The 25375-nt window shown below is 72.0% G+C and carries 21 protein-coding genes and 1 pseudogene; 12 read left to right on the top strand and 10 right to left on the bottom strand.

The genetic code is table 11. From position 1 onward, the window contains the following. Position 1: 1 nt before the first annotated feature. Entirely contained in the window at positions 2-568 is a 567-nt protein-coding gene (locus tag O7614_RS20600; protein ID WP_278140110.1) for a sigma-70 family RNA polymerase sigma factor, read from the top strand. Positions 569-724: 156 nt separating this feature from the next. Here the strand turns inward: O7614_RS20600 and O7614_RS20595 are convergent. Next, a pseudogene (locus tag O7614_RS20595) lies at positions 725-901 on the bottom strand (YccF domain-containing protein); the annotation flags it as partial. Between the two features lie 195 nt (positions 902-1096). Here O7614_RS20595 and O7614_RS20590 point away from each other — a divergent pair. From O7614_RS20590 to O7614_RS20575, 4 genes are read left to right on the top strand one after another with little or no spacing between them, the layout of a single operon-like run. Continuing rightward, positions 1097-1417, top strand: a complete 321-nt coding sequence (locus tag O7614_RS20590) for a type VII secretion target (protein ID WP_278140109.1) — start codon at positions 1097-1099, stop codon at positions 1415-1417. Positions 1418-1427: 10 nt separating this feature from the next. Next, the gene (locus tag O7614_RS20585) at positions 1428-2129 is read left to right on the top strand and encodes a hypothetical protein (RefSeq protein ID WP_278140108.1); all 702 of its coding nucleotides are present in this window, start codon (positions 1428-1430) and stop codon (positions 2127-2129) included. Positions 2130-2136: 7 nt separating this feature from the next. Continuing rightward, on the top strand, positions 2137-2898 hold the full coding sequence (locus O7614_RS20580) for an EndoU domain-containing protein (protein WP_278140107.1): 762 nt from the start codon (positions 2137-2139) through the stop codon (positions 2896-2898). Positions 2899-2903: 5 nt separating this feature from the next. Next, positions 2904-3509 (top strand): hypothetical protein, encoded by a 606-nt coding sequence (locus tag O7614_RS20575; protein ID WP_278140106.1) that lies wholly within the window; start codon positions 2904-2906, stop codon positions 3507-3509. A 246-nt stretch (positions 3510-3755) separates the two neighbouring features. Here O7614_RS20575 and O7614_RS20570 read toward each other — a convergent pair whose 3' ends face one another. The 7 genes from O7614_RS20570 to O7614_RS20540 all read right to left on the bottom strand — a co-directional run bounded on the left by O7614_RS20570 (position 3756) and on the right by O7614_RS20540 (position 13200). Next, positions 3756-5669, bottom strand: coding sequence for a glycerophosphodiester phosphodiesterase family protein (locus tag O7614_RS20570; protein WP_278140105.1), 1914 nt, complete (start codon positions 5667-5669; stop codon positions 3756-3758). Positions 5670-5777: 108 nt separating this feature from the next. Further along, the gene (locus tag O7614_RS20565) at positions 5778-6518 is read right to left on the bottom strand and encodes a cellulose binding domain-containing protein (protein WP_278140104.1); all 741 of its coding nucleotides are present in this window, start codon (positions 6516-6518) and stop codon (positions 5778-5780) included. Positions 6519-6592: 74 nt separating this feature from the next. Continuing rightward, positions 6593-6973 carry a DUF742 domain-containing protein gene (locus tag O7614_RS20560; RefSeq protein ID WP_278140103.1) on the bottom strand — a complete coding sequence of 127 codons (381 nt, stop codon included), beginning with the start codon at positions 6971-6973 and terminating at the stop codon, positions 6593-6595. Continuing rightward, on the bottom strand, positions 6951-7400 hold the full coding sequence (locus tag O7614_RS20555) for a roadblock/LC7 domain-containing protein (protein ID WP_278140102.1): 450 nt from the start codon (positions 7398-7400) through the stop codon (positions 6951-6953). The genes O7614_RS20560 and O7614_RS20555 overlap by 23 nt, the downstream gene beginning before the upstream one ends. Then, positions 7397-9337, bottom strand: a complete 1941-nt coding sequence (locus O7614_RS20550) for a nitrate- and nitrite sensing domain-containing protein (RefSeq protein ID WP_278140101.1) — start codon at positions 9335-9337, stop codon at positions 7397-7399. The genes O7614_RS20555 and O7614_RS20550 overlap by 4 nt, the downstream gene beginning before the upstream one ends. Positions 9338-9373: 36 nt before the next feature. Further along, positions 9374-11929: a LuxR family transcriptional regulator gene (locus tag O7614_RS20545; RefSeq protein WP_278140100.1), complete on the bottom strand. Its 2556-nt coding sequence runs from the start codon at positions 11927-11929 to the stop codon at positions 9374-9376. 5 nt (positions 11930-11934) lie between these two features. Continuing rightward, positions 11935-13200 carry an Hsp70 family protein gene (locus tag O7614_RS20540; RefSeq protein ID WP_278140099.1) on the bottom strand — a complete coding sequence of 422 codons (1266 nt, stop codon included), beginning with the start codon at positions 13198-13200 and terminating at the stop codon, positions 11935-11937. 295 nt (positions 13201-13495) lie between these two features. Here O7614_RS20540 and O7614_RS20535 point away from each other — a divergent pair, with 295 nt between their 5' ends. The 3 genes from O7614_RS20535 (at position 13496) to O7614_RS20525 (ending at position 17812) form a co-directional block, all read left to right on the top strand. Next, positions 13496-14383, top strand: coding sequence for an IniB N-terminal domain-containing protein (locus O7614_RS20535; RefSeq protein WP_278140098.1), 888 nt, complete (start codon positions 13496-13498; stop codon positions 14381-14383). Between the two features lie 115 nt (positions 14384-14498). Further along, the gene (locus O7614_RS20530; RefSeq protein ID WP_278142316.1) at positions 14499-16355 is read left to right on the top strand and encodes a dynamin family protein; all 1857 of its coding nucleotides are present in this window, start codon (positions 14499-14501) and stop codon (positions 16353-16355) included. After that, positions 16352-17812, top strand: coding sequence for a GTPase (locus O7614_RS20525; RefSeq protein ID WP_278140097.1), 1461 nt, complete (start codon positions 16352-16354; stop codon positions 17810-17812). Before O7614_RS20530 ends, O7614_RS20525 begins: the two co-directional genes overlap by 4 nt. Before the next feature lie 49 nt (positions 17813-17861). Here O7614_RS20525 and O7614_RS20520 read toward each other — a convergent pair whose 3' ends face one another. Further along, positions 17862-18152, bottom strand: a complete 291-nt coding sequence (locus O7614_RS20520) for a DUF1540 domain-containing protein (RefSeq protein ID WP_196923703.1) — start codon at positions 18150-18152, stop codon at positions 17862-17864. 120 nt (positions 18153-18272) lie between these two features. Continuing rightward, entirely contained in the window at positions 18273-18995 is a 723-nt protein-coding gene (locus O7614_RS20515; RefSeq protein ID WP_278140096.1) for a DUF2470 domain-containing protein, read from the bottom strand. Positions 18996-19045: 50 nt separating this feature from the next. Between O7614_RS20515 and rpsD the strand changes: the two genes are divergently transcribed. The 4 genes from rpsD (at position 19046) to O7614_RS20495 (ending at position 25362) form a co-directional block, all read left to right on the top strand. Further along, positions 19046-19654, top strand: coding sequence for a 30S ribosomal protein S4 (rpsD, locus tag O7614_RS20510; protein WP_278140095.1), 609 nt, complete (start codon positions 19046-19048; stop codon positions 19652-19654). Positions 19655-19906: 252 nt separating this feature from the next. Continuing rightward, a complete protein-coding gene (locus O7614_RS20505) occupies positions 19907-23848 on the top strand; it encodes a ThuA domain-containing protein (protein WP_278140094.1) in 3942 nt (1313 codons plus the stop codon). 93 nt (positions 23849-23941) lie between these two features. Then, positions 23942-24289, top strand: coding sequence for a PadR family transcriptional regulator (locus O7614_RS20500; protein ID WP_210860702.1), 348 nt, complete (start codon positions 23942-23944; stop codon positions 24287-24289). Next, positions 24286-25362: a hypothetical protein gene (locus O7614_RS20495; protein WP_278140093.1), complete on the top strand. Its 1077-nt coding sequence runs from the start codon at positions 24286-24288 to the stop codon at positions 25360-25362. The genes O7614_RS20500 and O7614_RS20495 overlap by 4 nt, the downstream gene beginning before the upstream one ends. Positions 25363-25375 lie beyond the last annotated feature (13 nt).

Genomic DNA, 25375 nt, shown 5'->3' with positions numbered 1-25375 from the left:
CATGAGCGGGGGAGCGCGGGTGGTGATCGGATCCGACACCGAGGAACTGGCCCGCCGGGCGGCGGCCGGTGACCGCGCGGCGCTCGACGAGCTGCTGGCCGCGATCGGTCCGCGGGTTCTTGAGCAGTGCGGACGCTTCCTGCCCTGCCGTCAGGATGCGGAGGAGGCGGCGCAGGACGCGTTGGTGCAGGTGGCCCGGCACATCGAGCGGTTCGAAGGACGCTCGTTGTTCTCGACCTGGTTGCACACCGTGGTCGCCAACTGCGCCCGCCAGACCTACCGGTCGTTGCGGCGACGCGCCGCCGAGGTGCCGAGCGCGTTGCTGCCCGTCGACGTGATCGACCCCCGCACGACGAGCGTCATCGCCGGATCCCGCCTCGACCTTCTCGACGCGCTGGAAAGACTGGAGGCGCACCGGCCGGAGCTGGTCACGGCACTCGTGCTCCGCGACATGTGTCAGCTCGACTACCAGGAGATCGCCGGGCAGCTGGGCATCCCGGTCGGCACGCTGAAGTCCCGGACCCACCACGCTCGCCGGCACGTGCGGGAGTCGTTGCAGGGCGGCTGAGTGGAGCGTGCGTTGATCTGTTGTTCGTGGTGGGTCGACAGCAATGCCGACGCCTCCCCGTCGCTGTCACACAGCGGTAAGGCCGTGCCTGGGACGATCCCACCGCCGAGCGGTGCGGGCCGGTCTGGACCGGCCCACAGCGGCTCAGGGAAGGTCGACGACCTCACGCCCGAGGGGCCAGAAGGCGGCCGGAACGAGCTTGAAGTTGGCGATGCCGAACGGGATGGTGACGACCAGGACGAAGCAGATGAGGGCGGCGATGCCGTACCCGACCGCGAGCACGATGCCGCCGCCGAAGACGAGCCATAACACGTTCAGGACGAAGCGAATCACCACTCCAGCATGGGCGGTGCCCGCCACCCGAGCGCGCGGCACCCGGGCGCCCCGGCTCAGCGGGTGCCACCGGGCTGGTCCGGTCGAGGGGCGGGACGTGGGGGTCACCTGGAGGGACGGTGATTGTTAGACTCCAGCACTGATGATCATGGTGCGCGGGCGCGACGACGACCACCGAAGCTGGCGGTGATTTCGATGGAGGACGGCTTCGCGGTCGACGCGGAGGAGATCCGAGCCCACGCGCGCAACATCGACGCGCTGGCGGGGCGGTTCGCGGCGGTGAAGGCGGCCAGCGCACACATCGCCCAGGACGACTCGGCGTACGGGTTGCTGTGCGGCTGGATCGCCGGGGTCCTGGAGAGCAAGCACGTCCGGCAGGACGAGCTGTTCGCCGGTGTCGAGGAGAACCTGACGCTGGCCGCCACCGGGCTGCGCCGCACCGCCGACGACTACGACGCGGTCGACGGGGACAACGCCAGCCTGATCACCAACGTCGGAAACCAGTTGACCCCGTGAGGGCGACGCGATGACCGACATGTCGCTGGTCGCCGACGTCTCGTCCACCCGGGAGGTCTGGACGGGCGCCTCCCTGGCCGACAGTGTCGAGGGTCTGGTCGACGCGATCAGGAGTGAGGGCTGGGTCGACGACCTGCTCGCGGGTGCCGCGTTCGGCCTGGACGCGGCGGTGACCGTGCTGGACCCGTTCAGCGCGTTGCTGGCCAACGGTCTGGGCTGGGCGATGGAATACTTCGAGCCGCTGCGGGACATGCTCGACAAGCTCACCGGCATGCCCGACGTGGTCGCCTCGCATGCCGCCACCTGGAACAACATGGCCGCCGAGCTGCACAGCATGGCCAACGACCTGCGATCGCACCTGGATGGCGACCTGCCCGAGTGGTACGGGCAGGCCGCGGTGGCGTACCACAATCTGATGGACCACAACGTCGAGGCCCTCGGCGGGCTCGGCGCGGTCTCCGCGGCGCTGGCGGCGGCCACCGAGGGGGCGGGCAACCTGGTGGCCTTCACCCGCGACATCGTCCGCGACCTCATCGCCGACCTGGTGGCGCGCGTCGTCGTCTGGGCCGTCGAGGCCATCTTCGTCGTCACGATCCCGGTCATCGCCGCGCAGATCACGGCCGCCGTCGTCAAGTGGGCCGGACGCATCCTGATGTACGTGGGCGCGCTGATCACCAGCCTGACCAACCTCACCCGCATCGTGAACGGATAGGGCGTCCATGGCGAGGCCCGGAAGACCCGGCGGCGGCAGCGGTGGCGGCACGGGCGGCGGTGGTGGGGGCAGACCCCCGAGGAGCTACGGCGGCATCAACGCCGCGAACGGCATCTCCAGCGCCCAGCAGGCCACCGGCCAGGCGCGGCAGCAGGGGCATCCACCAGGTCTCGGTCCGGGGTCCACCACCACACCGCCGAGGCCGACCCGGCCTCCCGCACCCACCACACCGCCGACGGCCGGCGGCATCCACCACAGCGACGCGTCGCGGCAACACATCATCGAGGGCGACGGTGGTCGGCAGGGCGGGCACCTCGCGGGCACCGGCTTCTCCAACAAGACGGAGTTCCCGAAGAGCTGGGACGAGGCGAAGATCCTCGACGCCGCGCACCGGGTGACGCAGCAGGGGCCGCCGGCCAAAGGGCCGTACCCGACCAAGGACGCGGACGGCAACCCGGCGTGGGCCTACGACTACGTCGGCGTCGTCGACGGGGTGCAGGTGAAGACGACGGTGCTCGCCGACGGCGAGATCCGCACCGCCTATCCGCCGGACAGGACCAACCCGGGCGTGATCAGCAACCCGCCGGCGCCGAACCCCGCTCCGCAGGGAATCCCGATGGGCAACCCGCCCCGATACAGTAATCCCGACGTCGGCGGCGACGGCAGTTGGACCTGGGAAGGCCCGAAGGGCAACAAGATCATCAGAGTGGTCCAGGACGACCAGGGCAACGTCACCCGGACCGAACTCGGCGACTACAAGAAGAAATGAACAGCATGGACACGAAGACGTACGCGGCGGTCGCCGAGGTGTGCCGACGGCTGGCGGGCCGACTCTCCGACGACGTCCTGGGCACCGTCCGGGAGCAGTACGCAGCGGGTGAGCTGGACCTGGCCGACGCCACCCTGCTGCTCAGCCTGGCGTACCAGGGCGTCGGCGTCACCGCCGAGGAACGTGACCTGATGCGCACCTTCCTCGGCGACCCCGACGGTCCCGACCTGGCGGACGTGCCGGTCGTGGCGCAGGTGCCGCCGCTGTCGTACCGGTTCAGCCCCGACGGCCCCGCGACCGCCCCGGACCCGGCCCCGGCCGACGCGCTGCTCTCCGCCGACGCCCCGCTGCGGCACGGCCTCGCCCTGCACCGCGCCTGGCGTGCACCGCTGGACGGCGCACCCGACGCGACGGGGTGGACGTACGTGTTGCAGGTGGCCGAGGGCACCGACGAGCTGTCCACGTACTCCGGCGTGATGTCGACCCTGTGGGTGTCGCTGGGGCAGAAGTGGCCGGTGGAGGTCATCGCCGGAGGTTCCCCGCGGACGCCCTACCAGGAGGCCGCGTTGGCCGGCTCCCGAGCCGTCTGGCGCGCGCTGCGCTCCTCCTGATCGCCGGCCCGGTCGGTGTCGCCGCCTACAGCCTGGTCCGTCTCTGGGTAGGTCCGACGGGGCCCACGGCCCGGGGTTCGACCGGCAGGCCGGGCACCTGGTCGCCCTCGCCGGCATGCTGGCGGCGTTGGCGCCGGCGCTGCCGATGCTGCGGCAGCAGGCCGAACGGGACGGTACGCCGGCGGCCGTCCGCTGAGACGACAGCGGTCCCCGCCGTCGACCTCGACGGCGGGGACCGACGGCGTGCTACTTGAGGGCGAGGGTGCGGGCGTCACCGGCGATGACGGCGGCGACCTCGGCCGGCACCAGTTTGCCGGCCTGCCGGTCGGCGTAGGTGGCCAATTCGGCGTACTGGGCGCGGACCAGCTTGGTGGTCATCGCCGTGACGGCGGCCGGGTCGGCCCCGGACGTGAGGATCAGGTAGCCGAGGCCGGCCTGGCTCACCGTCACGGTGAAGGTGCTCGTCGCGGTGGCAGTGCCCTCGGGCCCGGTCGCCTGGGTGGAGATGGTGTGGCGACCCGCGGTCAGCCTGGTGAGGTCGAGCTTGCGCCCGGCGGCTGACTTCTTGCCGTCGAGCGTGACCGTGACGGTGTCCGCGTTGGTAGCGGCGACCGCGATCACCGGGGACTGCGCGCGGTCGAGCCGAGCCCCGTCTGCCGGCGAGGTGATCTGCACGGTCGGGTCGGTCGAGGCCCGCTGGAGGAACGCCGAGTTCCAGCCGACCAGTTCGGCCGCCCGGTTGGTGATGATCGCGTCGGCGCCGATCCGCTCCAACCGCTGCCACAGCCCGGCGGAGTCCATCGTCCAGGCCATCACGGCGACCCCGGCGGCGTGCAGCGGGGCGACGACCTCCGGCTTGGCCAGCAGCGCGTTGCCGTCCGGGTTGTACGCGGTCAGGTGCAGCTCCCTGGCGAGTGCCGCCGGGTCGGCGTCGAGGGTGCTGCGGAGCAGGCCCAACGGCAGCTCGGGGGCGATCTCGTAGGTGTAGCGCAGCGCGTCGACCTCGAAGCTCTGGACGAAGACCCGGCCCATCATCTGCTCGTCGCGGATCACCTGGACGATGGTGGCGACCTCGTCGCGGGTGTGCTTGCCCTTGATCTCCAAGAGCAGGTTGCCGCCCCGGGTCCGCAGGTCCGCCAACTGCTCGGCGAGGGTGGGCACCCGCTCGCCGACGTACTGCGGGCCGAACCAGGAGCCGGCGTCGAGAGCCTTGATCTGCGCGGCGGTCAGCTCCCGGATGGTGCCGGTGCCGTCCGTGGTCCGGTCGACGGTGGTGTCGTGCAGGATGAACGGGATGCCGTCCTTGCTCGGCTGGACGTCGTTCTCGATCCAGTCCGCGCCGCCGCGACGCGCGATCTCCTGCGCGACGAGGGTGTTCTCCGGTGCGGCGGCGGACGCGCCCCGGTGGGCGATCACCGTGAACGGGCTGCCCTCGGGCCGCAGGTAACCGTTCGCGGCCAGCTCGGTGACGGTGACGTCGTCGTACGACACGGTCGCGCCGTTGACGAAGAGCCCCTGCACGCCGTCGGTGGAGCGCTGGAGACTGTTCGTCCGCATCGCCTCCCGCCCGTCGAAGATCCAGCGGGCCTGGTTGCCGTGCACCTCGACGGCCACCCGGACGTCCCGACCGGTGCCGGCGGCGTACGGGGCGGAGGCGGTGTTCGTCACGACCCAGGCGTTGCCCGTGGTGCGCTGGGCGAACTCGAGGCCGTTGGCGGCGGTGGTGCCGCTGCGCATGGTGGCGATCCACCACGGGGTCGCGCCGTCGGCGGGGACGTCGATGCCCAGCGAGGCCCAGCGGGTCGCTGAAGAGACCGTCTCGAAGCGCATGGTCGCCTCGAGGCGGAAGTCGTTCAGGTGCCGACCGAAGGTGATCTTGTTGTTGTCGCTGGAGCTGGCGGAGGTCCCGTACAGTCGGCCATTCTCGACCTTCCAGGTGCCGTCGACCGCGTTCCAACCGGCGGGCAGCGACCCGGACGAGAAACTCTCCGAGACGACGACGCTGCCCGGGCCGGCGGTGGCGGGCGACGAGGTCGCGACGGTGACCGCGACGCCGCCGGCGACGGCGAGCGCGGCGACGGTGGCGGCGACCCGGGTACGCAGGGCGCCGAACCTCGACCCGGTGCGGTCGAGCGACGATGGTGCGGGTTGGACAGTCATGGTCGGAACGGTACGAAGCGGCTCCGAACTGATGATCAATCAGGCATGGCTGTCGACGGAACGCTCGGTGTACCGCTCTCGATCCGCGCCGGGTCCGGCCCGAGCGGGTCAGTGCGTCAGGCCGGTGCAGGCGGTCCCGTCGATGGCGCACGCCTCGGGGGCCGCACCCGTCGACGAGCCGTTGACCCGGAACGTCACCCGGACCGACGCGCTGCCCGGCACCTGACCGGCGCTTCCGTCCGGCACGAACGTCCACACCGCGCCGTCGCGGCTGGCCCGGGCGCCCTCGACCGCGCTGACGCGCAACGTCTCCCGGGGCAGGGTGACGGTCAGCGTCCACTGCGGTACCGACACCGTCCCGGGGTTGGAGATCGTCACCGCGGCGCCGTAACTGAGCAACGCGTTGTCCGCGATGGAGAAGTCGGCGTTCAGGGCGGCCGGCGTGGGCGAGGCGCTCGCACCGGTCGGGGTGGGCCGCGTCGATGTCCCGACTGTCGGTGGGGCCGCGGTGGCCGAGGCCGACGGTGGTGGAGCGGGGACCGCCGGGCTGCTCGCCGCCGGCTGCGCCTGTGCCCGGGGGGTGCCCGGCGGCGGCGTGCCCACCTGGTCGAGGGACGGCGGCGCGTCGAGTGTCACCGGCGTCAGCTTCTCCGGCGTACGCAGCAGCCCGATGACGGCAACGGCCGTCAGGACCAGCACCCCGACCGCCGCGATCGCGGCCACCCAGGTGGCCCGCGAGACGTCGTCCCGACCGGTGAGCACCCGCCGTGTGGCCGTGGCGAGAGCCACGACCCGGTCCAGCAGGATGATCGCCACGGTACGGCGTGGTTGGGGTGGTGTTGCCGGCACTGCCTGTCTCCCCTTCGGTTCGTCGCCGGATGCGCGCCCGCGATCCGTACGGGTCGCGGACGGCTTCGGCCCTGTCACAGACCGCGAAGCCCGACGAGGATCGCCTCGAGTAGATCCTCGGTCGGCAGCTCCGACAGCATCGGCGGGTCGTGCGTCTCGATCAGCCCGGCCGTGAGCAGGTCGCCGAGCAGCACTCGGACGGTCCCCAACGGGAGGTCCAGCTCGGCACCGACCTCGGCCACCGACACTGGATGGTGGCACAGCTCGACGAGCCGCGCCTGTTCAGGGAAGAGCGGCGCGGGCGGCGTGACCCCCCGGCGGGCGACGACCAGTGCGATCAGGTCGAACTGGCCGCCGGTGGGCGCGGTACGCCCGCCGGTCATCGTGTAGGGCCGGGCTACCGGTCCCGCGTCGTCGTCGTACCACGCCTCGTCAGCGGTGCCGGTGCTGCGCACCTGTGTCCCCGATCGTCGCCGAGGAGGCGGGCCCCAGCCGGATGGGCAGGTGCCGCTCGGCCTGCCCCACGAACAACGCCACCTCGTAGGCCATGTCACCGACCTCGACGTCGTCGCCGGCGATCCGCACGGTCAGGATGGTCCCGTTCGGAATGGTGGCGATGAAAAGGAACGCCCGCGACATCTGCACCACGACCTGACGCAGACCACCCCCGTCGCAGACCCGGGTGGCGGCCAGCCCCAGCCCGATCAGACCGGCGACCACACCGGAGATCTGCTCGACCAGTTCCGCTCCCACCTGCCGGGAGCCGCCGAGGGGCAGACCGTCGGGGGAGAGCACCACGGCGAACTCCGCGCCGTGCACTCGGTCGACCAGGCGGTCGAGGGCGCCGGCCAGGCTGTCGTCGGTGACCACTGCGGACGTCATGGGTGTCTCCTTGCTGCTCTAGCGACCGGCATCTCGACCGTGTCGAGGCTGGTCCTGCCGTTTTCGGGGCCGGGCGGCCCGGTGTGGCGAACCCGTGTCGGCAGTTCACCGTCGCCGTTCGGGGCGGGCGGGTCGACGTCGTCGCGGGTGTGTGGGTAGGAGATGTCGGGTGCGGCGGTGGCCGGTCCACGGCCGCTCTCGCGCGGCGTGACCAGCCCGGTCGGGAGGAGCACGATCGCGGCCGTCCCACCGCGCTGGCTGCGACGCAGCGAGACGTGAGCGCCGCATCGGCCGGCCAGCACGGCCGCCGCGTACAGGCCAGCGAAACCCGGGGGAGGGCCGTCCGACGGTGGGCCGCCGAGCAGACGGTTCGCCTCGGCCAACGAGGACGCGTCCAGGCCGGGCCCGTCGTCGACGACCAGGACCGCGCAGCCCTGCGGCCGGTGCTCGCCGGCGACCCGGACCGTGGTGTCCGCCGCGGAGTGGGCGAGGGCGTTCTCGATCAGCTCCGACAGCAGGTGGACGACATCGGTGACGGCGGGGCCGGCGAGTGACCACGGCCAGTGCGGTGCGATGAGCACCCGGTGGTAGTCCGGCACCTCGGCGACCGCGCCGCGCGCCACGTCGAGCAGTGGCACCGGCCTCCGCCAGCGGCGGGCGGGCGTCGCCCCGGCGAGGGCGATCAGCTTCTCCACGTTGCGTCGGACGCGGGTGGCGAGATGGTCGAGCTGGAACAGCTCACCGGTCTCCTCTGTGGACCGCTCCCGGCGTTGCATCCCGTCGAGCAGGCTGAGCTGGTCGCGCAGCAGGGCCTGGTTGCGCCGGGTGAGCCGCAGGAACAGGTCGTGGTCGACGCCGCCCGGCGTCGTCCCGCCAGCGGCGGACGGCACCGGGACCGGGACCGGGGCGTCGTCGTCCGGCCGGGCCGGTGCGTCGGTCAGGCGGCGGACGGTGTTCACCCAGCCCAGCAGGAGCACGAGCACGACGATGAGGCCGAGCCCGACCACCCCGCCGGTACGCGCGATCACCACGGCCGCCCCCGGCGCCGCCCGCTCTGCACTGCTGCGGGCGGCGGTCGTCACCAGTGTCTGCAACGCGCCGAGCGCGGCATCCACGGCGGCCCGCCAGGTCTGCACGGTGACCCCGCTCAGGGCGGTGCCGGCGTCACCCCGAAGCAGCGACTCCTCCAGAGCGAGCAGGCTCGCGAAGTCGGGGCCACCCACCAGGCGCTGATACTCGCCCCGGTGGTCGGCGGGCAATCCGGCCGCCGCCTCGGTGCGCGCGTACCGCTGGCTGCTGACGACTTCGGTCAGTTGGCGACGCCCGTCGGCAGCGAGCCGCCCGGTGGTCAGGGCCGCGCTGACCAGGGTGTCCTCCCGGGCGAGCAACTCCCGGGCGCGGGCCAGCGCGATGACCGCGCGGGTGTCGGCGGCCAGCGCGCTCTCGTACGCGCCCCACTCCGGGCCGTACACCCGGAAGGCGACGTCGATGACCTGGTCGTACCCGTCGACCGCCTCGGCCGGGTCGAGACGTCCGGAGTCCACCTGGGAGCGGATCGTGCTCAGACCGTCGAGTCGCCGGACGAGTTCGTCGGCCCGGTCGCGGACGTCGCCGGCGCTGAGCAGCCGAAGGTCGCGGCCCTTGGCGAACTCGCGGACCTCGGCGGTGGCCCGGTCGGTGCCCTCGCGCGCTCCGACGAGCGGGGCCGCTGCCGGCGCGGCCCTCGTGACCGTCTCGGCGGTCAGTCGACGTTCGGTCTGCAGGCCCAGGATCAGGCGGTCGACGGGCTGGCCCAGGGTGTCCGCGAGGGCCCGCACCCGCAGCAGGTCCACCGCGTCCTGGCTGACCACGTAGGCCGTGTACGACCAGAGGGAGACCAGCACGGCGGCCAGTACGGCCAGCCTGACCCGGATCAGTCGCAGCTCGTTACGCGTCACGTTCCGCCCTGCTCGGTGCAAAGGCACACGGGCGCCTCATCGGACGGCCCGCTGTGGCCACGGCTGTCCGGCCGTGTCGCTGGCCCGGTCGGCGACCATGGTGCGCAGCAGGGCCAGCAACTCGGTGCGGTTGGCGCAGTTCAGCCGGTTGCGCATACGTGCCACGTGGTGTTCGACAGTCTTCGCCGAGATGAAGAGCCGGTCGCCGATCTCCCGATAGGTCAACCCGGTCAGCACCAGCTCGGCGACCTCGTACTCGCGGTCGCTGAGCCCCTGCTGGGTGGGGGCGGCGACCCGTGTCGTGCTCGCGCCGGTCGGCGGTGTCGGCCCGCCGGACGGTCGTCCCTGCAGCGCGCGGGCGCACTCCAGCAGGCTGGTCATCGCCCGCCGGTCAGCGGTGCGGATGGCGGCCTGACCGGCGAGACGCGCGCCGTCCCAGCACAACCCGGTGTCGTGCAGCCCTCGGGCGGCGGCCTCGACCCGGACCGGGTCGACGTCGCCCCGCAGCACCTCCACCCAGCTCTCGGCGGCGGCGGCCACCACCGCGGCGTACCGGCTGTGGTCGGCGGCGGCGAGCAGCGCGGCGACGTGTTCGTCGGCGACCGCCGGCTCGGCGGTCAGGATCGCGGCGTGCAGCCCACTCCAGCGCAGCGGAACGCTCCACAGTGGCGGATCGCCGAGCCGGCCCAGCAACGCGCGCGCCTGCAGCAGGTACGGCTCCAACCGGGCGAGGTCACCGAGTCGCGCGCCCGCGATGGCCAGCTCACCCAACGGCAACAGGGTGAACAGGTCGACGGGGTGCCGGACCACCGCCTCCAGCGCCTGCCCCCAGCCCCGCTTGAGCGCGCCGAGGTCACTGTTGCGCCGGCTGACGCCCATCCGGATCGCGGCGGCGAAGAGCAGGTCGCGGGACTCCAGTTGACGCCCATCGAGCGTGACCGTGGCGAGGCGTTCGGTCGCGGCGTGCGTCTCGCCCCGGACCATCAGGATCCAGGCCTGCAACAGCCGGTGACGGCGCGCCATCAGCGGGCCACCGACACCGGCGGCCAGGGCCCGGTGCAGCACCCGCTCGGCGATCTCCAGCTCCCCGCAGTGCACCGCCGTCAACGCGGCGAGCGCGGCCGGGCTGTCCGGGAGGAGTGCCGCCCGCCCGTCCGGTTCCAGCAGCGCGGCGGCCTGGACGAGGGCGGAGAGCGCGGCCGTCGGCGGGCCGGACACGCTGTCGCGTACGCCGGTGGCCATCAGGCGGGCGGCGCTGGTGTGCATGGTCGGAGGTTCGCCGGTGGGGTCACCCGCCGGTGGCTCGGCCGCGACGCCCAGGTCACCGGTGGCGAGCCCACCGACGGTGGCGAAGGCTGCCGCGGACGGGGTGCCCGCCCACCGGTACAGCTCCACACTGCGCCCGACGTGACCGCGGTGCGCCAGCGCGGTCGCGGCCACCACGGCCGCCTCGCGACGGTCGGGTGGTGCGGCCGTGGCCAGCAGTCGGTCCGCCAGCCGGAGGGCGTCGTCGAGGTTGCCGGCGAGTGCGGCGGCGAGCGCCTGCTCGGCAGCGGCCGGCCGCCCGGCCGCCGTGGCGGCAGCGAACAGTTCGGCGGCGAACCCCGGCTCGTCGGCCAGGGCCTCGTTCGCCGCGGCGGTCAGGGTCGGGACGGGGCAGTCGCCGAGCGCCCCGACCGCGAGCAGGGACCGGACCAGCGGCAGCACCGCACCACCCCGGGCCAGCTGCAACTCGGTGAGCCGACGCCACACGGCCGTCCGTTCGGTGGTGGGACTGAGCGTGGTGACGGCCCGCCGCACGATCGGTGCCAGCCGGCCGTCGGCACCGAGCAGCCCGGCCGCCCTGGTCGTGGCGATCAGAGCGTCCACCGCCACCGGTTCCCTGTCGACAAGCGCGCCCAGCATGCTCACCGGCAGCGTCCCGCTCGCCGCGACGGCGAGCAGCAGCCGTCGGACGGCGGTGGGCTGGACGTCCAGGTCCGGTCCGAACTCGGCGACCACCGACCGGGGCGGGTGGACCATCGTGCCGGTCACCGTGTCCGCGCCGGCCAGGCCACGGGCCAGCCGTTCGACGTCCCGGGGCACGCCGCCGGTTTGTGTGTGGACGAAGTCGGCCAGGTCGTCACGCCCGCCCAACTCCGGCATGCGGGCGAGGTAGGCGGCGGTCTGCTCCCGGGTGAACGGCGTGAGGAGCACGGCCTGCCCGTCGCGGCGCAGCGCGTCGACCAGTTCGCTGAGCGCCGCCGACCGGGGCCACGGGCGGTGGGCGACCACCAGCCGGTGCCGGCGGGCGGCGACCAGGCGCAGCAGCACCTCGACGCGTGCGTCGTCGAGCAGGTGCGCGTCGTCGACCAGCACCAGCGTGTCGGGGTCGACCGCTTCGCCCGGTTGGGGGGCGAGGGCGCGTACGGCGATGCCGGCGCGCTGGTGGACCCGCGCCAATTCCGCCAGTAGCGCGGTCTTTCCGTGACCGCCCGGGCCGGCGATGCCCACGCTGAGCGGCCCGGCCGGGTCCTGCCCGACCGTGTCCAGCAGGACCTGCGGCCCCCGGTCCAGCGTCAACCCGGATTCGGCGATGTCATTCATGATCATTGGGGTCATCCTTCGCGTCCCCGGCTGCGGGCCAACGCCAGGCGGGACGGTTTCGGCAGGTCCAGTGGGAGGACCCGGACCGGGGGCCGCGGTGGCGGATCGCCCGGGACGGTGGTGTCGTGGTGCGGGCGGCGGGGTGCCGGGAGGGTGGCCCGTCCGGCGCCGCTGACCGGGGCCGCGTCGCGGACCGGTGTCTGTCGGCGGGTGCGCGGCGACACCACCTGGCAGGCGGCCATCGCCGCCCCGGTGGCGGCGGTCAACTGAGAGTCCGGCTCGACCTCGACGGGGACCGGAAGGGCGGTGCTGATCAGCTCGGTGACGAGCGGAACCCGGGTCGAGCCGCCGGCCAGCAGGACACCGTCGAGCTGCTCCGGGGTCAGGTTGGCACTGCGCACGGCCCGCAGGAGAAGGTCGACGGTGACCTGCACCGTGGGGCGGATCATCTCCTCGAACTGGGCCCGGGTCACCGGAATCCGGGCCGGGCCGCCCGGTAGGGCCAGCACCACGTCGGCCGTCAGGTCGACGGTCAGCACCCGCTTGACCCGGTCGCACTCCGCGCGCAGCCCGCGCAACGCGGCCTGGGTGCCGCGGCGTGCGCCGGCGGCCAACTCCCGGGCCAGCGCGGTACGGGTGTGCTCGGCCAACGCCTCGTCGAAGTCGGCGCCGCCGAGCGAGTCGAGCCCCTGGGGAGTGCCGAACGTCTCGTAGGTGCCACGCGGGGTGCGGCGCACCAACGCCGCCTCGAAGCTGTTGCCGCCCAGGGCGTAGACGACGGCCGTGCTGCCCGCGAACCCGCGGGCCGCGTGGCTCTCGGCAACCGTGACCGTGCGGGGCAGCAACGTCACGTTGCGCAGGCCGAAGCCCGACAGGGCCCGGTGCAGGACCTCCCGCCGGTAGGGGCGCCACCCCGCCGGGTGGCTGAGCACGATCGCCTCGGCCGGGCCGCCCTCCTGGGCGTGGACCCGTTCCACCACCCAGGCCGCCAGCTCCGCGGTGAGCGTCTGCGGCGCGCAGGCCTCGCCGCCGAGCAGCAGGGGCACGTCGTCACCGACGCGGTGGACGAAGTCGCGCGTGGTGCGGCTGCCGTCGTCGGTCGCCGGCTCGCCGACGTGCAGCGACCCGTCCTCCGACAGGCACAGCACCGACGGTACGAGGGTGGAGTCGACGTGCAGCGGAACGGCCTCGGGGCGGGTCCAGGTGGTGCCGTGCAGGCGTGCGATCGCGGCGGCGGTGTTGGTGCTCCCGATGTCTATTCCCAGGACGTACGGCATCGTGTCTTCTCCCCCCGTGAGGTGGCCGGTGGCGATGGCGTCGGTGCTGCCGACGACCCACCCCCGGCGAAACCCGCGGGCTCCTACGTTCGTACCAGAGATCAGTCCCTGGTCGGGACCCTAATCTCGCCGGGACGGTTTCCCCCTGTCCCCCTAACGTACGAGGCGGCGAAGCCCCTAGTTCAACCGGCCCGGATTCGGGTTCAACCCCGATGCCCGGGGAGGGGCCCCGCCCATAGCGTCACTGTCGACGTACGACACGTCGCCGACGCCAGATCCGAGGAGAAACCAGCACATGGACTCGCACCAGACCCTCCACGACTTCGTGCTCGACCTGCTGACGAACCCCGACGCGCGGTCGGCCTTCGACCTCGACCCCGAGGGTGCGCTGCGCGGCGCGGGGCTCACCGACATCACCGCGGCGGACGTGCAGGACGTGGTGCCACTGGTCGTCGACTACGCGCCGGGGCAGGGCCTCGGACCACTGGCACCGGCCGTCGGGCAGCTCGGCCTGGACCCGCTGTTCACCGACACCACCGACGTGGTGGGCCAGTTGCAGAGCGTGGCGCAGCAGATCAGCGTCACGAGTTCGCCCACCGGCGTGGACGTCAAGGCCGGTGTGCTCGGCGCCATCGCTGTCGACCCGTCGGCCGCCGCCGCCGGGATCACCGTGCTGCCGGGGGTGGGCCTGGGCGTCGGGCCGAGCGGGCTCGACACCGACCTCGCCGGTGTCGGTGACGTGGCGTACACCCTCGACGCCGACGTCGTGCAGCCGGTGGACGCGATCGCGGACCCGGTCCTCGGCGACGTCACCGGCACCGTCGGCGACCCGAGCGGTCTGCTCGGTGTCACCGACTCGAACCTGATCGGCGGCGACCTGACCAACGGTGTCCTGCCCGGCACCCACGGTCAGCTCGGCGGGGTCGTGGACTCCCTCGGTGTCAACGACACCCTGGGTGGGCTGGGCCTCGGGCACGGCGACGGTGTCGTCGGCGGTGTGGTCCCACCGCTCGACGTGCCGTCGACGGTGGGCGGCGTGACGCACCAGGTGGACAGCATCCTCCCCGGTGTCACCGGCACGGTCGGTGACGTGACCGGTGGGGTCACCGATGGTGTGCTCGGCGGCGACTCGCACGCCTCGTCCGATCACGGGCTGCTGGGTATCACCGGCGGTCTGCTCTGACCCGGATCTCCGGTCGGAGCGGGGGACCGGATCGCCTCGGGCGGTCCGGTCCTCTCCGGTTCCCCATCCAGTCCCTCTTGATAATTGAGCCGAAATCCGCACACTTGGTGCGGTGATGGCCGGGATCTGGTTGGACGTGCTGGACGAGATCGCCCGCACGTGCAGTGCACACGGTCGTGGTGACCTCCTCCAGACGGTGCGGCAGAAGCGCGCCCAGCTGCTGGACCCGACGCTGCGCGTCCTGGTCATCGGCGAACCGAACCAGGGCAAGAGTCAGCTGATCAACGCGATCATCAACGCTCCGGCCTGCCCGGTCGGCGACGGCCGTACGACCGTCCTGCCGACCGTCGTGCGGCACGCCGACACCCCGTCCGCGGCGGTGGCGCAGGCTCCGCCACCGGCTTCGGGCCGTCCCGCCGGCACTGCCGAGGCGGCGACCGTCGAGCGGACGCCGGTGGCCCTCAACCAGGTCGCGGCGGGCGTGGCCGGAATGGTCGGTCGTCGCGCCGGCGGCGGTCCGGCGTACGTCGAGATCGGGGTGCCGCGCGCTCTGCTCGGTGCCGGAATGGTGCTGGTGGACACTCCCGGCACCGACGAGGTCGCCGGGGTCGGCGGTGCCGTGTCGATCGCTGCTCCCGCCCGCGCGGACATCGTGCTGCTGGTCTCCGATTCCACCCGTGAGCTGTCGGTCGCCGAGCTGAACATGGTGCTGCACGTCATGCGTTCACACCCGAACGTGGTCGTGGTGCAGAGCAAGACCGACCTGGTGGCCGACTGGCGTGCGGTCGCCGAACGCAACCGGCAACACCTGGCGGAGGCCGGCGTCCCGGCGACGCTGATCCCGGTCTCGGCGACGCTGCGACTGCGCGCCGCCGCGGCTGACGACCGTCAACTCAACGCCGAGTCCGGCTTTCCCGAGCTGATCGCCCGACTGCAACGCGATCTGGCCGGCAAGGCCAACCACCTCGCCCGGGCATCGGTGCAGACGGTGGCCCGGGCGGTCGTGGAGCAGTTGGCCGCTCCGCTGCGCGCCGAGTTGGCGACCCAGGAGACCGAGGAGCAGTCCGGGCCGATCTCACGGCTGCACGCGGCGCAGCGCGAGGTCGACGAGCTGCGCAGGTGTTCCACCCGTTGGCAGAACACGCTCAACGACGAGATCGCCGACCTGCTCTCCGACATCGAGTACGACCTTCGTGATCGGACGCGGGAGATCCTGCGCACAGTGGACGAGGCGTTCGACACCGCCGATCCGCTGGTCGCCTGGGACACCTTTCAGGACTGGTTGGAGAGGAGCCTGGTCGAGGCGGCCGAGGCGAACCGCGAGTGGCTGATCCAGCGTTGCGACTGGATCGCCCGCCGGGTGGCCGTCAACTTCAACAGGTACGGCTACGACGTGCTGCCGGCCTGGTCGATGTCGATGCCGGACGACATCGGTGAGCGGATGCCGGAGCTGCAACGGCCGACGATCGACAGGTTCACCACCGGCCAGAAGTTGTTCACCGGCATGAAGGGCTCGTACGGCGGCATGCTGATGTTCGGCCTGGCGACCACCCTGGCCGGAATGCCGATGATCAACCCGGTCTCGGTCGGCATCGGTGCGCTCTTCGGTGGCAAGAGCATCCGCGACGAGGGCAAGCAGTTGCTCCGCCGCCGGCAGGCGACCGTCAAGACCACCATCCAGCGCCACGTCGACGACGTCTTCGTCCGGATCAGCCGCGACTGCCGGGACGCCGTCCGCCAGGTGCAGCGGATGCTGCGCGACCACTTCACGGCGTTGACCGAGGAGTTGCAGGAGGCCATCGTCCAGTCGTTCCGCAGTGCGAAGCAGGAGGCCGACACCGATGCCTCGCTGCGTGAGCAACGACAGCGCGAGATCCGGCTGAAGATGACCCGACTGGCCGCGCTCTACGAGCAGGCGCAGCAGTTGACCGGCGCTCGGTCCGCCCCGCTGCTGTTGGAGCCGCAGGCATGACGGTGGGGCTGCGACTGGACGAGGCGGCGTGGGGGTTGCTGCACCAGGCCATCGGCCTCTACCAGGACAATCCGCGCGTCGTGGGGCAGCTGCGGCATCAGGTTGCCCGGTTGGAGCAACCACTGCGCATCGCGGTCGCGGGCCCGTGGCGATCCGGCAAGTCGACTGTGCTCAACGCGTTGATGGGCGAGGAGGTCGCACCGGTCGAGCGGGCCGACGGCGTCTTCACCTGGTACGAGGACGGCCCGGTGCCGCGCGCCACCGCGTACCCGTCCGGTCAGCCCCCACAGGAGTTGGCGGTGGTGAAGTCGGCGACCGGGCTGAGGGTGGATCTCGGCTGGGACACCGGCGACGTGCGCGACATCGTCGTGCAGTGGCCGACGCGGGCGCTGCGGCAGATCACGCTCATCGACACTCCGGCGGTCAACGGTGACGTCGAGCAGGGCCGGGCGTCCCTGTTGGAGCGGGTGCTGCGGGACTCGGACGCGGTGTTGTACCTGACCCGGGACGGGCGCGACAGTGATCTGCGGGTGCTGGAGGCGGCCCGCGACGGCGCCGTCGGGCAGGCCGCCCCGGTCAACGTGATCATGGTGTTGTCCCGGGCGGACGAGACCGCGGGAGGGCGGATCGACGGTCTGCTCGCCGCCCGCCAACTCGCTCGGCGGCAGTATCGCGATCCGCGCGTGAGCGCGCTCAGTGTGAACGTGGTGGCCTGCAGTGGGATGCTCGGACTGGCCGGCAGGATGCTCGGCGAGTCGGACTTCGCGGCGCTCGCGGCCCTGGCCCGCGTGCCCCGGGCGGAGCTGGACACCCACCTGATCTCGGCCGATCGCTTCCTCCGGGGCGAGTTGCCGGTTCGGCTGGACACCGAGGTCCGCGCCGCGCTGCTGGACCGGTTCGGGATCTTCGGTGTCCGGCTGGCGGCGACCCTGGTGAGAAGTGGCTTCGACAGCCGGGTGAAGCTCTCCGCCGAGCTGATCCGGCGCAGTGGTCTCACTGAGCTGCGCGAGTCGGTGACCCGCTGCTTCATCGACCGTCGCGACGCGCTGAAGGCCCGATCCGCGCTGGCGGCGGTGGAGGCGTTGCTGCGGGCCGAGCCGGCCCGGGGTGCTGACGAACTGGTCGGCGCGGTCGAGCAGATCCTCGCCGGTGCGCACGAGTTCCGGGAGTTGCGCCTGCTGGTGGCGTTGCGCAACACCCGGCTCGGGTTCGACGTGGAGCTGGCCGACGAGGCGCAGCGGTTGGTCGGGGGCAACGGGGTGGGCCTCGCGGCCCGACTCGGTGTCGAGCACGAGGCGACCGCGCAGCGGCTGTGGGAGGTCGCCGCCGACGCGCAGTGGCGGTGGCGGGACCGGGCCGAGGACCCTCTGCTTCCGCTGGCGCAGCGGCGCGGGGCGCAGGTCGTCGTCCGGAGCTGCGAGGGAATGATCGCCGAGCTGGTCGCGGGCGGTCGCTGAGCTCAGCCACGACCCGGGGCGGCCGTAGCGGCCGCCCCGGTCTGTTCGCTCAACGCGGTTGGTACGTCTGGCAGTCGGCGATGTCCTGGCCCGGGCCGACGCGGATGGACGGTGCGTGGCACTCCAGCTCGGCGTTGTGCTGGCAGTCGCTGCGCTTGCAGGCCCCGACCTGGGCGATGACGCGGTCCAGGCCGCCCTTAGCCGAGGTGTCGATGAAGGTGGCGCAGCTGGCGTTCTGCTGCCCGATGGTGATGGCGAAGGCGTGGCAGCCATCGTGGTTGTAGCCGCAGTCGGTGACGGTGCACTCGTGTACCCGCGGCATCTCCAGCATGTCAGTCATCGGCGTTCTCGCTTCCGTCGGTGGTGCAGGGCCATTCCAGTACCCGGCGCCGACGGGACAATTCATACCTTCTCGGGATAATTTGCATAGGGCAGCCTTGCCTAACCAGGCTGCCGGTCGTCAGCCGACGCGTCGGGATCGGCAGCCGTGAGCTTCCCGGAGCAGTGCCTCGATCTCGTGACCGAGGTGGTCCGGGTGGAGCAGTGGGGTGCGGAAGCTCAGTCGGACGTTCCGGTCGCCCCCGGTCAACTCCAGGCGGAGTACGACGCCGTGGCGGTCCAGTCGCACCGGTCGGACCTGGCGGACGCCCTGCAGGTGCCGGGCGGGTATCAGTCGGCACAGCCGCTCGACGGTCTGCGGGTGGTGGTGGTCGAGGTGGCACAGCAGATCGGCTTCGGCGGCGGCCAGCGGGTCGGGGCGGGCGGTGGCGAACGCTTCCGGGTCGACGGCTGTGGTGCGGCCATCGACGGTCAACTCGGCGGTGACGAGGTCGAGGGCCACGACCGGTTCCTGATCCCCTCCGGTCGGATCGGTCCCGGTCGTCAACCAGCCGGTGAGCGTGCCACGCCCGCGAACCCGGTCGCGAACCGGGGTCGGGGCCAGGTCGGTCACCTCGACCATCGCCACGGTCTCCCGCTGTTGGGCGAGGTGGTCGGTCAGGTGACTCCTGGTCGGTAGTTCCACCCGCAGCCGTCCGTCGCTGGTCACGACGTGCCGTCCGGCGACGTACGCCTTGATGCCCGGAACGCGCAGGGTGAGGGAGTCGGCGGCGACGAGCATCGATCGGAGCCGCTCAGCCGCGTGGTCGGTGGAGTCCGTGGTGCTGGTCGGGGGCTTGCTCAAGGCGATCAGCTCCTAATAAGGTTAGGCTTACCTTACTTGAGAGGTGAAGGATGAATCAGACCCGCCCCAAGGTCAAGCGCTCCCGTGCCCTGGGCATCGCGCTGACCCCGAAATGTGTGCGCTACTTCGAGCGCCGCCCCTTCCCGCCGGGGCAGCACGGCCGGGCTCGGCGCACCACCAGCGACTACAAGGTCCGACTGTTGGAGAAGCAGCGGCTCAAGGCGCAGTACGACCTGCACGAGGGGCAGTTGCGGCGCGCGTTCGACAGAGCCGTGCGCCGGCCGGGGAAGACCGGCGAAGAGTTGATCGTCGAGCTGGAGAGCCGGTTGGACGCCCTGGTGTTGCGCGCCGGTCTCGCCCGCACCATCTACCAGGCGCGTCAGGTCGTCACGCACCAGCACGTCACGGTGAACGGTCGCCGCGTGGACCGGCCGTCCGCGCGGCTGCAACCCGGTGACGTCATCGCCGTGGCGGAACGCAGCCGGGGCAAGGCTCCGTTCGTCGTCGCGGCGGCCGGGGCGCACGCTCCGGAGCGCCCCGCTCCCTATCTCGACGTCACCCTGTCCGACCTGACCGCTCGTCTGGTCCGGCTCCCGCTGCGGTCGGAGGTGCCGGTCGTCTGCGACGAACAACTCGTCGTCGAGTACTACTCGCGCTGAGCGCGAAGGGGTGACCGTGTGGAGGGGCCCCGATCGTTCCGGGCCCTCCACGCGCGGTTCGAGGCCCGAAAACCGTTATTCGATCTTGTGTTGCGCAGTCGTCCTTGACCTGCGGAGATAACGCTCTCACGGATGGTGGGGAAGTGCTTGACGCGCCCGTGACCGGGACGCAACGATGCATTCACATATCTCGTCCCACCACCGCCTGGCGTGATCGGCGCACGCCGTCCCCGCACCGCGAAAGGACCCACTGTGCGCAGATCCCTGAGATCGTGGCTCGGCATCGCGCTGAGCACGATCCTCGTGGCGGGCGGCATCGTCGCCGCGCCACCCACAGCCAGCGCCGCACCGTTCACCGTGCTGGTCTTCAGCAAGACCGTCGGATTCCGGCACGGATCCATCACGCCCGGCATCGCCGCCATCCAACAGCTCGGCGCGGCCAACGGCTTCACCGTCGAGGCCACCGAGGACGCCGCCCAGTTCACCGACGCCAACCTCGACCGGTTCGCCGCCGTGATCTGGCTGTCCACCACCGGCGACGTGCTCAACGCCGCCCAGCAGGCGGCCTTCGAGCGCTACATCACCGGCGGTGGCGGCTACGTCGGCGTGCACTCCGCCTCGGACACCGAGTACGACTGGCCCTGGTACGGCGGCCTGGTCGGGGCGTACTTCGCCTCGCACCCCGCCGAGCAGAACGTCACCGTCAAGGTCGCCGACCAGGTGCACCCGTCCACCGCGGGGCTGCCGCAGCGGTGGAACCGGTTCGACGAGCTGTACAACTACCGGACCAACCCCCGGGGCAACGTGCACGTGCTGGCCACGCTGGACGAGACCACCTACACCGGCGGCAGCATGGGTGCCGACCACCCGATCTCCTGGTGCCAGAACTACTCCGGCGGCCGAGCCTGGTACACCGGCCTGGGCCACACCGACGCGTCGTACAGCGAGGCGAGCTTCCGTCAGCACCTGCTCGGCGGCATCAGGACCGCGGCGGGCGAGGTCGACGCCGATTGCGGGGGCACCGTCAACAGCAGCTTCCAACAGGTGGAGCTGGCCAAGGGCGCGGCCGAGACCGGTGAGCCGATGAGCCTCACCGTCCTGCCGGACCGGGGCGTGCTGCACACCTCCCGCAACGGCGTGATCCGGCACACCGACGCCAACGGCAACACCAAGATCGCCGCCACCCTGCCGGTCTACACCGGCGACGAGGAGGGCCTGCAGGGCATCAAGGCCGACCCCAACTTCGCCACCAACCGCTGGGTGTACGCGTTCTACGCCCCACCACTGAGCACACCCGGTGGCGGCGCACCGGCCACCGGCACCCCGGCCGACTTCGCCGTCTGGGACGGCGTCAACCGGCTGGCCCGGTTCACCGTCAACGCGGACAACACCATCAACCTGGCCAGCGAGACGCTGATCCTCAACGTGCCGACCAGCCGGGGCATGTGCTGCCACGTCGGCGGCGACATGGACTTCGACGCGGCGGGTAACCTCTACCTGTCCACCGGCGACGACACCAACCCGTTCGACTCGGCCGGCTTCACCCCGATCGACGAGCGGGCCGGGCGCAACCCGGCCTTCGACGCCCAGCGCACCTCGGCGAACAGCAACGACCTGCGCGGCAAGGTGCTCCGGATCAAGCCGAGCGCGGCCGGCGGCTACACCATCCCGACCGGCAACATGTTCGCCCCGGGCACCGCGCGGACCCGCCCGGAGATCTACGCGATGGGCTTCCGCAACCCGTTCCGGATGAGCGTGGACAAGGCCACCGGCATCGTCTACCTCGGCGACTACGGCCCGGACGCGGGCACCGCCGACCCGAACCGCGGCCCGGCGGGCAACGTCGAGTTCGCCCGGATCGACCGGCCCGGCTTCTACGGCTGGCCCTACTGCACCGCCCGCAACGACGCGTACAACGACTACACCTTCCCGTCCGGCCCGTCCGGGGCGAAGTTCGACTGCGCGGGTGGGCCGGTGAACAACTCGCCGAACAACACCGGCATCACCCAGCTCCCGCCGGCCATCCCGGCCTGGCTGCCGTACGGCGGCTCCGGTTCGCCGCCGGAGTTCACCGGCGGCGGCCTGTCGCCGATGGGCGGACCGGTCTACCGGTACGACCGGAACAGCACCTCAGCGGTGGCGTTCCCCGAGTACTACGACGGGACGTACTTCGCCGGTGAGTTCGGTCGCCGCTGGATCAAGAACATCAAGCTCGACTCGACCGGCCAGCCACTGAAGATCAACCCGTTCCCGTGGACCGGCACCCAGGTCATGGACATGGAGTTCGGCCCCGACGGCGCGCTCTACGTCCTCGACTACGGCACCGGCTGGTTCAACGGCGACGCGAACTCGGCGCTGTACCGCATCGAGTACGCCCGCGAGGGCCGGGCACCCGTGGCGAAGGTGTCCGCCACCCCGACCAGTGGCACCGCGCCGCTGACCGTGGCCTTCTCCTCCGCCGGCACCCTCGACCCGGACGGGGACCCGTTCACCTACGCCTGGGACTTCGACAACAACGGCACCACCGACTCGACCGCGGCGAACCCGAGCTTCACGTACACCACCAACGGGACCCGCAGCCCGACGTTGACGGTCCGGGACAGCACCGGCAAGACGGGGACCGCGAGCGTGGTGGTCACGGTCGGCAACAGCGCCCCGGTGGTCACCGTGAACACCCCGTTGAACGGGCAGACCTTCAGCTTCGGGGACGCGGTGCCGTTCACCGTCACCGTCACCGACGCCCAGGACGGTGCGATCAACTGCGCCCGGGTCAAGGTGAACTACGTCCTCGGTCACGACTCGCACGGCCACCAGCTCGGCAGTGTGCAGGGCTGCTCCGGGGTCATCCAGACCTCGGCCGACGGCGAGCACGACACCGCGGCGAACATCTTCGGCATCATCGACGCCGAGTACACCGACCTGGGCGGCGGTGGTCAGCCCGCGCTGACCACGCACACCCAGGCCGTCCTGCAACCTCGGGTACGTCAGGCCGAGCACTTCGGTGACTCGTCCGGCGTCCAGATCGTGGCGGGTGCGGCCGGGAACGGTGGCGCGGCTGTCGGCTACGTCGACAACAACGACTGGATCTCGTTCCGCCCGTACAACCTGACCGGCGTCCAGTCGTTCAGCGCCCGGGTCGGCGCCCCGGCCGGCGGCGGTGGCACGCTGGAACTGCGGGTCGACTCGCCCACCGGCCCGCTGGTCGGTTCGGCCACCGTCACACCCACCGGCGGGTACGCCAACTTCGCCACGGTCACCGGAGGGATCACCGCCCTCGCCGGCACCCGGACCCTGTTCCTGGTCTTCAAGGGCACCGGCCCGTACTTCGACATCGACGAGTTCACCCTCTCCACCAGCCCCGGCGGCCCCGGGCCGGACCCGGACCCCGACCCGGATCCCGAGCCGGGTGGCAACCTGGCCCAGGGCAAGCCGGCGCGGGCGTCCAGCTTCGAGGGTGCGTACGTCGCGGCCAACGCGTTCGACGGGGTGGCCGGCACCCGGTGGGGCAGCGCGTTCAGTGACCCGCAGTGGATCGACGTTGACCTCGGTGCCAGCTACGCCATCAACCGGGTCAAGCTGACCTGGGAGGCGGCGTACGGCAGCGGGTACCAGATCCAGACGTCGCCCGACGGCGTGAACTTTACGACGATCCGCACGGTGACCGGCGGCGACGGCGGGGTGGACGACCTGACCGGGCTCACCGGCTCCGGCCGGTACGTCCGACTCCTCGGCACCACCCGGGGCACCGCCTGGGGCTACTCACTGTTCGAGTTCGAGGTGTACGGCGGCACCGGCGGCCCGACCGGCGGCAACCTGCTGTTGAACAAGCCGACGACGACGTCCAGCAACGAGGGAGCCGACGTGACCGGCGCCCAGGCGGTCGACGGCAGCCTCACCACCCGCTGGTCGAGCACCTTCTCCGACCCGCAGTGGATCCGCGTCGACCTCGGCAGCCCGACCGCGATCGGTCGGGTCAAGCTGAGCTGGGAGGCGGCGTACAGCAGCGCGTACCAGATCCAGACCTCGAACGACGGCACCACCTGGACCACCGTGAAAGCGGTGACCGGCGGCGACGGCGGCGTCGACGAGCACACCGCGCTCAACGCCAACGGCCGATACCTGCGGATCAACGGCACCGCCCGGGGCACCGGATACGGCCACTCACTCTGGGAGGTGGAGGCGTACACCAGCTGAACCGCCAGCGGTGACGTGGCCGGCACGGGCATCCGTGCCGGCCACGTACCGTCTCCCTCTTGTATATACCGGCAATCTGTATATGCGCCTGGCATGGCCGAGGCTCCACTGCGGGAACCGACGTTCCTGGTGCTCACCGCGCTCGCCGAGGCGCCCCTGCACGGGTACGCCGTCATCGAGGACGTGCTGCGCATCTCCGACGGCCGGGTGCGGCTGCGCGCCGGCACCCTCTACGCCGTCCTCGACCGGCTTCGCGCCGACGGTCTCATCGAGGTCGAACGAGAAGAGGTGGTCCAGTCACGGCTTCGCCGCTACTACCGCCTCACCGCGCTGGGCGCGCGGCGGCTCAGCGAAGAGGCGTCCCGGCTGCGACACAACGCGGACGCCGCCCGGGTGCGGCTGCGCCGCGGCGGCCTGCTCACCGACGGGGGTGCGGCGTGAGCGGCGACGATCTGGAGCGCCGCTACCGGCGGCTGCTGGCCGTCTACCCGTGGGAACACCGCCGGGTGTACGAGGACGAGATGCTGGCCGTGCTCCTCGCCGGTGCGCGGCCGGGCCAGCGGCTACCCGCCGCCGTCGACGTGCGGAATCTGGTCGGGGCGGGGTTGCGGGCGCGGCTGCGGGTAGGCGCACGGGGGTTCACCGAGCCGAGCTGGGCGGACGCGGCGACGGTGACCGGCCTGCTGGTCGGGGTCGTGCTGCTGACCGTCGCCGGAAAGGCGCTGCTCGACCAACTCGTCCTCACCCGGAGCCTGCCGCCCGGGTTCGGGTCGGCACGCCCGGATCTCGTCGACTGGCTGCGCGTCGCCGGCTGGGCGGGCGTCTGCGCGGCGGTGCTGATCGGGTGGCGCTGGGTCGCCGCCGGTCTGGCCTGGGCCGGCGTGTTCAGCTGGGGCGCGCTCGTCGCCCCGCAGACGGCTGACAACCCGACGTACGTGGTGGACACGCTGCCCCAGTTCGCCCTCGCCGTGGTGGCTGCCGCAGCGCTCACCGTCCCGGTGCCGCGTCGCCGGGCGATCGAGGTGCTGGGCGTACGCCGACTGCTGGCGCTGCTGCTCGCGCCAGTCGCGGTGGTCGCCCTGTTGGTGACGAACCGGGTGACCAGTCCCGCGTTCAGCGTCGTCGGCGGGGTGTCCTACCAGGTCTTCTACGACCTCGAGTCGAGCAGTGAGCTGGTGCTCTGGCTCTACGTCGCGGGTCTGGCGGTCGCCGCGTCGGCCATGGTGGTCGCGGTGGCCACGCTCACCCCGGGGGTGCGCCGGCGGATCGTCGTCATGCTCCTGCCGGTGGCGGCCCTCGCCCTGGCGATTGACAGCACCCTCGCCGGTTGGGTCACTTCGACGATGCACATGGGACACCCCATTCCCCTGGTGCCGGCGCAGTGGGCGATGCTGGTGCTGGTCGGGCCGGTGACCTTCCTGGCCGGGGTGCTGCTCGTACGTCGTCGAGAGGAGACCCTGCGCATGGTCGCCCTCGGCCGAGACGCCGACCGCGAGCAGCCGACGGGTCAGTGAGGCGACGGACGGC

Origin of the sequence: Micromonospora sp. WMMD961 (assembly GCF_029626145.1) — a bacterium.
In the GTDB taxonomy this organism is placed as follows: Bacteria; Actinomycetota; Actinomycetes; order Mycobacteriales; family Micromonosporaceae; genus Micromonospora.
Note: the sequence above shows the minus strand (reverse complement) of the source record. Positions and strands in the feature narration are given on the sequence as shown.

Excerpts from the sequence above, each read along its gene's own strand:
- O7614_RS20590 (WP_278140109.1), top strand. The coding sequence starts at position 1,097 with ATGGAGGACGGCTTCGCGGTCGACGCGGAGGAGATCCGAGCCCACGCG.
- O7614_RS20525 (WP_278140097.1), top strand. The coding sequence starts at position 16,352 with ATGACGGTGGGGCTGCGACTGGACGAGGCGGCGTGGGGGTTGCTGCAC.
- O7614_RS20555 (WP_278140102.1), bottom strand. The coding sequence starts at position 7,400 with ATGACGTCCGCAGTGGTCACCGACGACAGCCTGGCCGGCGCCCTCGAC.
- O7614_RS20545 (WP_278140100.1), bottom strand. The coding sequence starts at position 11,929 with ATGATCATGAATGACATCGCCGAATCCGGGTTGACGCTGGACCGGGGG.
- O7614_RS20500 (WP_210860702.1), top strand. The coding sequence starts at position 23,942 with ATGGCCGAGGCTCCACTGCGGGAACCGACGTTCCTGGTGCTCACCGCG.
- O7614_RS20580 (WP_278140107.1), top strand. The coding sequence starts at position 2,137 with ATGGCGAGGCCCGGAAGACCCGGCGGCGGCAGCGGTGGCGGCACGGGC.
- O7614_RS20600 (WP_278140110.1), top strand. The coding sequence starts at position 2 with ATGAGCGGGGGAGCGCGGGTGGTGATCGGATCCGACACCGAGGAACTG.
- O7614_RS20520 (WP_196923703.1), bottom strand. The coding sequence starts at position 18,152 with ATGACTGACATGCTGGAGATGCCGCGGGTACACGAGTGCACCGTCACC.
- O7614_RS20535 (WP_278140098.1), top strand. The coding sequence starts at position 13,496 with ATGGACTCGCACCAGACCCTCCACGACTTCGTGCTCGACCTGCTGACG.
- O7614_RS20570 (WP_278140105.1), bottom strand. The coding sequence starts at position 5,669 with ATGACTGTCCAACCCGCACCATCGTCGCTCGACCGCACCGGGTCGAGG.
- O7614_RS20540 (WP_278140099.1), bottom strand. The coding sequence starts at position 13,200 with ATGCCGTACGTCCTGGGAATAGACATCGGGAGCACCAACACCGCCGCC.
- O7614_RS20575 (WP_278140106.1), top strand. The coding sequence starts at position 2,904 with ATGGACACGAAGACGTACGCGGCGGTCGCCGAGGTGTGCCGACGGCTG.
- rpsD (WP_278140095.1), top strand. The coding sequence starts at position 19,046 with ATGAATCAGACCCGCCCCAAGGTCAAGCGCTCCCGTGCCCTGGGCATC.
- O7614_RS20585 (WP_278140108.1), top strand. The coding sequence starts at position 1,428 with ATGACCGACATGTCGCTGGTCGCCGACGTCTCGTCCACCCGGGAGGTC.
- O7614_RS20530 (WP_278142316.1), top strand. The coding sequence starts at position 14,499 with ATGGCCGGGATCTGGTTGGACGTGCTGGACGAGATCGCCCGCACGTGC.